The organism is Nafulsella turpanensis ZLM-10 (assembly GCF_000346615.1).
GTDB lineage: Bacteria > Bacteroidota > Bacteroidia > Cytophagales > Cyclobacteriaceae > Nafulsella > Nafulsella turpanensis.
This window is the reverse complement of sequence record NZ_ANNU01000090.1, coordinates 1-7,505: the sequence shown is the minus strand read 5'-3', so window position 1 is coordinate 7,505 and position 7,505 is coordinate 1. Positions and strand designations below refer to the sequence as shown.

General features: G+C 45.5%; 7 protein-coding genes. 1 reads left to right on the top strand and 6 read right to left on the bottom strand.

Going from position 1 to position 7,505, the window contains the following annotated elements:
• Positions 1–1,022: 1,022 nt before the first annotated feature.
• The 6 genes from F752_RS0123040 to rpmH form a co-directional block, all read right to left on the bottom strand.
• Entirely contained in the window at positions 1,023–1,535 is a 513-nt protein-coding gene (locus tag F752_RS0123040) for a DUF2480 family protein (RefSeq protein WP_017734106.1), read from the bottom strand.
• A gap of 3 nt (positions 1,536–1,538) precedes the next feature.
• A complete protein-coding gene (tsaB, locus tag F752_RS0123035; RefSeq protein ID WP_017734105.1) occupies positions 1,539–2,225 on the bottom strand; it encodes a tRNA (adenosine(37)-N6)-threonylcarbamoyltransferase complex dimerization subunit type 1 TsaB in 687 nt (228 codons plus the stop codon).
• Positions 2,225–3,046, bottom strand: a complete 822-nt coding sequence (locus F752_RS0123030; protein ID WP_017734104.1) for a sulfite exporter TauE/SafE family protein — start codon at positions 3,044–3,046, stop codon at positions 2,225–2,227. The genes tsaB and F752_RS0123030 overlap by 1 nt, the downstream gene beginning before the upstream one ends.
• A gap of 7 nt (positions 3,047–3,053) precedes the next feature.
• On the bottom strand, positions 3,054–4,715 hold the full coding sequence (locus F752_RS0123025) for a S41 family peptidase (protein ID WP_017734103.1): 1,662 nt from the start codon (positions 4,713–4,715) through the stop codon (positions 3,054–3,056).
• A 27-nt stretch (positions 4,716–4,742) separates the two neighbouring features.
• A complete protein-coding gene (gene rnpA / locus F752_RS0123020; RefSeq protein ID WP_017734102.1) occupies positions 4,743–5,147 on the bottom strand; it encodes a ribonuclease P protein component in 405 nt (134 codons plus the stop codon).
• 98 nt (positions 5,148–5,245) lie between these two features.
• Positions 5,246–5,404 carry a 50S ribosomal protein L34 gene (gene rpmH / locus F752_RS25940; protein ID WP_081604638.1) on the bottom strand — a complete coding sequence of 53 codons (159 nt, stop codon included), beginning with the start codon at positions 5,402–5,404 and terminating at the stop codon, positions 5,246–5,248.
• Positions 5,405–5,638: 234 nt separating this feature from the next.
• Here rpmH and F752_RS0123015 point away from each other — a divergent pair, with 234 nt between their 5' ends.
• Positions 5,639–7,351, top strand: coding sequence for a M61 family metallopeptidase (locus F752_RS0123015; protein WP_017734101.1), 1,713 nt, complete (start codon positions 5,639–5,641; stop codon positions 7,349–7,351).
• The last annotated feature ends 154 nt before the right edge of the window (positions 7,352–7,505 follow it).

Here is a 7,505-nt window from a genome sequence, read left to right as displayed (position 1 = left end):
TGAAGCTATTTTATTCTGGCTTCTCAAGCGAAGACTGCTACTGCTTAGCTGCCTTTTTTTTCCGAAAGCGAACGCAAAGGTAAAGAATGTTTTGCTTCGCTGCAAGCTTTTATTTATTCTTTTTTTCTCCCGCAATGCGGTAAAATATAGAACAAATCTACTGCCTCAAATTCCTTTTCGTCAGCTCCATAAGTGCTTGCTCCGCTTTTCAAATTTTCATTTTCTTTTCCCTTTCAACCTGCTGTCGTAAGGGGAGTGCAAAGGTAGAAAACTTTCCGATTCAGACAAACAAAAAAGAAAAATTCTTGTTGTCTTTTTCCCCTTTACTTTTCCTGAGCTTGGTACTGAAAAAATTCTTTTCTTTCAGCTCTAAAACCTTTTCTTTCGTCTTTCAACCGCTGTGTTATCACTAACCTCTCCTATAAAGCAAGGCAGCGCTTCATAACAAGACAAAGAACGCTTTCCGTTCTCTTTACTTTTTCTTATTGGTGGATGTGGAAGAATGAATCTTACTTCTCCATTTGCGGCGGGATACCACGCGATGTGGGTTTGCCAAAGGTAGGGTCTTAATGAATGAATATTTAAAGCGAGTGCTTCTTCATTCGGTCAGACTAATTCAGAACAGGCTTTGGGTCCTTTATAGTTCCCTTTACCAGTCTTTTTTTGAGACGGCCTTTCAGATGCTTTCCTTGACTGGGCATCATCTTCGGGTCAGCTTAAGGAGAACCAACTTCAAGCTTTCTTTAGTTCCTGCTTGTGCAGAATTTTATAAAGTAAATTATCCGCCGTTGCATTGCTACGGCTTTTGCCCAACAGCAACTCTCTCCCCTTCAAATATATGTAGCTTTCAAAAATCTCTTTCTTCCGCTCTGTTTCCCTCGTTTGGGATTGCAAACATAACAGCTCTTTTTTCTTTCTGCAAGCTTTACCTCCCAATTTTTCTCACTAAAAATAGTGGCTGTATTTTACTTCTTTTGCACAGGATTTTTCCCTTCCGCTCCGATCCTTATAATCTTTTAATCCTATTGTTTTGGCCTTTTATAAACAGGAACTGTACTGCAGGGCTCTCCGTACATAATGCTTGCCGCAACCGGCGCCAATTTTCTGCTCAACTCTACATATGCATAAGTGGGAACCGGCTTATGGCTACAACCTTTAATCACCAGCTTCGCATCTCTATATTCTTCTGACTTCACCTGCTCTATTGCCTGCTGAAACAATGCCTCCTCCAGCTTTTCTGCAGAACCACACACAAACATCTTCGCATAAGATACTATCTTAGTTGCTATAAGCATATAAGCCCAAGTGGGCACTATTGCATCGGCACTACAAAATATTGCCACCAGCTTACCCTGATACTGCTCCCATTGATGCTCCTTCACCCACTGCCTGAAATCTTTTTCCCGTAAAACCATTCCTTGAAACAGCACAGGAGCAATATCTAACTCCACCCGCTCTCCTTCTACATAAAAGTCTTCGAGGTCAATGGTAATCAGGCCGCTTTTGGCTACTCTATTCTCAATCATTTCTTCCATATTTTACTTTTTCCCTTTTGCCTTCGGACTGTAAAATTCTTTTAGATAATCAGGCTCAAAATAAGCCACATCGGCAAACTTCTCAGCCTTGAAGCGTTGCCAACCTAACTCCCCCACATACACAGCCGAAGGAACAACATCTTTTATAAAGCGGGCGTTCGGGTGTCTTCCCAGCAAAGGCTGACATTTAGCCGATCCATCTCCAAAAAAATACACTTTCTGCTTTTCAAGTTCCCGCAGGAAGCTGGTTTCGTCAATAATTTTTGCCTGCGGAGCCTCTACTATTTCTGCTGAGCTTGTCGCAAGCAAACAATAAACCTCCATTCTCCTGGCATCGATCATCGGACAAAACAAGCTCTCCTCTTCGGCAAAATAACTCATCCCCTTTGCCATCGCCTCCAGGGTATTAATCGTCACCAGTGGAATATCGAGCGCAAAACAAAGGCCTTTAGCCGTGGAAGCACCAATTCGTAAGCCTGTGTAAGAACCAGGGCCTTCCGAAACCGCTACCGCACTTAAGTCTGCCATTTTATAACCGGCATACTGAAGCAAATGATCTATTAAAACGGTTAAAAGGCCACTATGTGATTTATCGATATGCAAGTGCTGGCTGGCCAGCAGGCTCCCATCTTGATGAAGGGCAACAGAACACACTTTGGTGGCCGAATCGATGCTTAGAAGTAAAGACATTAAATAAGTTCTTCAATCAGGTTATAAGACTTCAAACCTATAACAATCAGGATAAAAACGGAAAAGATATAGCTGATAATATGCGCCGGCCACCGTCGAGCCGTTGTAACTCCGAGGGGCGAACCTAACAGCACTCCCGCAGAGAGGGCTATCATAACAGGCCAAACCAGATAGCCGGTATTATAATAATTAACATCGTAAACCGGCTCCTCGAGGGTATTAAAAAAGGTCATGCTTGCTGAACTAAGCACAATTACCCCCAGCGAAATGGACTTTGCCATTTTAATATCCATCCGCATCCCAATATTAAGCATCGGAACAATAATAGCCCCCCCACCTAAGCCTGAAAGCGAGGCGATAAGGCCGCCCCCGCACCCACTGGCTGCCAGCATAATATTTTTTCTGGGATGGTTCTCATCATAGGCAGGCTCCTGCTTTGCCGTCATAATTGTTTTTACAAAAATAAAGGCGAGCACCAGAATTACGATAATATTAAAAGCCTTTTGGGAATAGAAAGGGGTATTTACAATATATTCCAGCGACAGGAGGCCTGTCAGCACACTTGCTACCCCTAAAATCAGCACCTCTTTCAGGTAAAATTCTCCCTGCCTGAACAGGCCGTAGGCACCCGAAAGCGATGCAATGAGGGTACCAAACAAGGAATTAGCAATGGTGTACTGAACAAGCTCACTTTCCGGAACGCCAAGATTCGCTAAAGCAACAGGAAGAATAACAATATAAAGAATCCCTCCACCGATTCCCAGCAGGCCGGATAAGAATCCGCCTGCCAGGCCGGCGAGGGCAAGATACACATGTTCCATAAAAAGCTTACTTCTGCCCGCTCAGGTACTGAGCATACTTCTCCGGCTGAGTCAGTACCTCAACAGCCGACTTTATATTTTCATCTTTATCAAAAGAAGCTTCAATTATCCCATCCTGCAAATAATACCTCGAAACGATTTCCTGCTTCAATAAATATTTTATTTCCTCCGCAAACTCCTTAAGGTCTTCTTTCTTATTGTGCGCAAAGTTCTGCTGCAGTTTCTCTATCTCATCCTGAATATCTTCATAAGACTTCTCCTCTTTGGCACTTTCCACCAGTTCACTTATTTTCTCTTCTACCTCTGTGGTGTAATCATAATCTTTAGTAGATAGCCATTCTGTAAAACGGGCATACTCGGCATCGCTCACCTCAAATGCACGGGCAGAAACCAGCTCGGGGTGCGTATGCTGATATTCCGTAGCATAATCGAACAGGAGGCCATTAGCCAGCAGGCTAACGGAAATAGGCGCCAGCCGCTCCACTTCTACATCCACATCGGGAGCAATACCACCACCATCATACACCGGCCGACCATTCCTGGTCAGGAATTTTACCCTGAGAGAATCTGGAACCTTACCTGCACTGCCATCTTCATTCCGGTTACTATAATCAATAGACTGTATACAGCGGCCGCTCGGTATATAATATTTTGCCGTGGTAACCTTCAGCTGGGAATTATACGTCAGGGGACGGGTTACCTGCACCAAGCCTTTTCCAAAGGTTCTTTTTCCTACAAGCACTCCCCTGTCGTAATCCTGTATAACACCGGCAACAATTTCGGCAGCAGATGCACTGCGGCTACTCGTTAAGACTACTAAAGGAATTTCCGTATCGAGCGGTGCATCGAGTGCATAATAGGTTTTATTCCATTCCTCTACTTTTCCTTTGGTACTTACCACCTCGGCACCTTTCGGCACAAATACATTCGAAACATTTACTGCCTCGGAAAGAAGTCCACCCGGGTTGTCGCGCAAATCGAGTACCAGGCTTTTAGCCCCTTTTTCTTTTAACTTTTCCAGTGCCTGCCGCACTTCTTTTCCTGCCCCCGGTGTAAAATCAGACAACTTTATATAGCCAATCTCTTCCGTAATCATTCCTGAAAAGGGCACATTCTCTATCCGGATATGCTCCCGCTTCATGGCCAGCTGCAGGGGTTCTTTAAGGCCGAAGCGGCGTATGGTAAGTGTAAGTCCGGTATTTGCCTGGCCCTTCAGTAGCTTACTGATGTCCTCGGTTGATTTACCGGCCACCTCTATGCCATCTATTTTTACAATTACATCGCCAATGCGCAAACCTTCCTCATAAGCCGGAAAGCCCTTATAAGGCATCAGCACGGTATTTTGTCCATTCCGCGATCCTATAACCGCGCCTATTCCTCCATACTGCCCGGTGGTAAGGGTGCGAAAATCCTCTATCTGGTCTTCCGGAATGTAATTGGTGTAAGGATCGAGATGAGCGAGCATGGCATCAATGCCTACCTTCATCAGTTCATTCGGATTTACCTCATCCACATAATAGGTATTCACCTCCTTAAAAAGGGTGGCAAAAATATCAAGGTTTTTAGCAATGGCAAAGTAGCGGGCGCCGGGGTCGGTATAGGAAAACAGACCCAGAGACATAGCGCCAACAAGCAGGAAGAGGAGAGCGCTTTTTGAGAAGGATTTCATAAAGAAGAGGGCTTAGCGTGAAGTTGGTTATTTTCTGATATCTCCTAAACGCTTTAGAGAAGATTTTAGTTTTTCTTCGATGAAATGGTAAGGAAAAATCTCGGGTGCGATATAAATATAGGCAATTAAAAAGTAGGATCCTGCCGGAACCAGCTGCTTATGTTGCCGGTACGCTTCCCGCATCCGGCGTTTTACCTTATTACGGTCTACAGCTTTTTTAAAATTACGCTTGGAACAGGAAAAGAGGACCTGGACAGCCGGCGGCTCCTGCACCGAAGCAGGGGCATTCATGGCTTCCAGCGCTTCTTCCCGGCTCAGGGACAGGTAAATAATTTTGAAGGGGAAATGGGTAAAGCCCGCACCTTTCCGAAAAAGCGCCTGTATATACTTTTTACTATTGAGCCTTTCGGATTTGGGGAGTGTATGCTGCACGTTTGCCTTTACACAAGCGGTACAAAGAAAATTAGCGCTACAGGAGCGCTATCATATATTTTAAAAAAGAATAGTTGAAGCCACGGAGGCTTCAACTACTATTTCTTGCTCCGACGTTCGTCAGAAACAGTTAATTTTTTACGGCCTTTAGCTCTTCTCTTCGCCAAAACGGCTCTACCGCTTACAGAAGCCATTCTTGCACGGAAACCATGCTTGTTCTTCCTCTTGCGCTGCGATGGTTGGAATGTTCTTTTCATTATTACTGTCTGTTATTCTCTCTTAACTGATGGGATGCAAAAGTAGAAAGCTTTTTGATAAATACCAAAACAGGATGTAAATTTGTCAGGATAAAATACTGAACCCCAACTTTACAGTTCTCCGGCGGTTAGGGCATAATGAATATCAATGCAGCAAAAACAGGAATGAACCACCCCGTTTTCTCCGGATTTTGCGTTCCTTTACCCTTTACACTCACTACTGAATAATATTAGATGCAATATACCTTATCTTACCAGAAAGCGCACCAACATTATATAGACATTCAATTTACAGTCGATAAGCTCCACGAGTCGGTAACCTACCTCCAGCTCCCCAGCTGGCGCCCCGGCCGCTATGAGTTAGGTAATTTTGCTAAAAATATTCAGAAGTTTCGGGTAACAGACGGAAAAGGACAGGCACTTTCGTATAAGAAGGTAAGCAAAGATCGCTGGGAGGTACAGACAGCCGGCGTAGCGCAACTGACTGTTCATTATAATTACTATGCCAACCAGATGGACGCCGGCAGCTCCTACCTTGATGAGGAACAGTTATACGTCAACTTCATTAACTGCCTAATTTATGCGGAAGGCCGCCTTGATGAGGAGTGCAGCGTAAAACTAAAGCTCCCCTCCGACTATGAAATTGCCTGCGGACTTCAGCAGCCCGATAAACACCTGCTACACGCCCCCAGCTACTATGTGCTCGTCGACAGCCCCATGATAGCCAGTAACCAGCTACAGCACCGCACTTACCGGGTAAAAGATACTAGCTTTCATATTTGGGTAATGGGCCACTGTCGCCTTAACTGGGAGCAGGCACTGGAAGATTTCCGGAAGTTCAGCGAAGTGCAGGTGGCGGCTATGGAGGGTTTTCCGACTGACGATTATCACTTCCTCTACCAGTTTTTGCCCTACAAGGCCTACCACGGGGTGGAGCATTACAACAGCACCATTATTACCCTTGGGCCGGATTACGAAATCAATAGTCCTGAACTTTACAAGAATTTTGTTGGCGTAAGCTCTCATGAGCTGTACCATTGCTGGAACATCATCCGGATACGCCCGGCAGAGATGATGCCCTACAATTTTACCAGAGAAAACTATTTTGTAACAGGCTTTGTCGCAGAAGGCGTTACCACTTACCTGGGCGATGTGTTTTTGGCCCGGGGCGGAGTGTTTAGCCTGGACGATTACCTGCAGGAGCTCAATAAAGTATTACAAAGACACCTGACCAACTGGGGGCGCTTTAACCACTCCCTGGCCGACTCCAGCTGGGACATGTGGCTCGATGGCTATACCCCCGGCATCCCTAACCGCAAGGTATCCATCTATATTAAAGGTGCCCTGGTTTCGCTCCTGCTCGACCTGAAGCTCCGCAGCCTTACCCATAATGAAGGTTCGCTCGATTCGGTTATGCGCATCCTTAATAAGGAGTTTGCAGAACAGCAGCGTGGCTACACCTATGGCGACTTTCAGGAAGTGGCTGCACAGGTAGCCGGACAAAACCTGCAGGATTATTTCGAGCAGTTTATTACCGGACAGGAGCCACTGGAAAATGCACTGGGCACAGCCCTGGATTGGGTGGGGCTGAGGCTCCACCAAAGAGAAAATAATAATGCCCTTCAACGGCTTTTCGGACTCAAGGTAATGGAAAAAGATGGACTTACCTTCGTGGCAGATACCGCCCCCGGCAGCCCCGCCGATGAGCTCCTGAGCAAGAACGACGAAATTATTGCCGTGAATGGCGTGCGTGTAACCACTCATCTCGAGGAGCAGGTACATACCCAGACAGAAGTACGAATCAGCTTCTTCAGAAACCACCAGCTAAAAGAAGTGGTGCTAAAGCCGGCTGCCACTACTTTTTACCAGGAAATAAAAATTATTCCCGACCCTCAGGCCAGTCCCGCCCAGCTGGAAAACCGCAAAACCTGGATAGGCCACGCTTAATTCTTTGGCGGGTAAAAAATTATTCCGGCTTTTCTGAAATAAAAAAGGCGGAGAAGTTTGAATGGCTAAAGCACAAATCTCAAAACTACAGTATATTGTAAAGGCTGCCTTTTCCCGGCAGGAGTGGTCGGAAGATTTTTTCTTCCGACCTTTT

Coding starts and splice junctions, on each gene's coding strand:
- F752_RS0123040 (WP_017734106.1), bottom strand. CDS start 1,535: ATGGAAGAAATGATTGAGAATAGAGTAGCCAAAAGCGGCCTGATTACC.
- tsaB (WP_017734105.1), bottom strand. CDS start 2,225: ATGTCTTTACTTCTAAGCATCGATTCGGCCACCAAAGTGTGTTCTGTT.
- F752_RS0123030 (WP_017734104.1), bottom strand. CDS start 3,046: ATGGAACATGTGTATCTTGCCCTCGCCGGCCTGGCAGGCGGATTCTTA.
- F752_RS0123025 (WP_017734103.1), bottom strand. CDS start 4,715: ATGAAATCCTTCTCAAAAAGCGCTCTCCTCTTCCTGCTTGTTGGCGCT.
- rpmH (WP_081604638.1), bottom strand. CDS start 5,404: ATGAAAAGAACATTCCAACCATCGCAGCGCAAGAGGAAGAACAAGCAT.
- F752_RS0123015 (WP_017734101.1), top strand. CDS start 5,639: ATGCAATATACCTTATCTTACCAGAAAGCGCACCAACATTATATAGAC.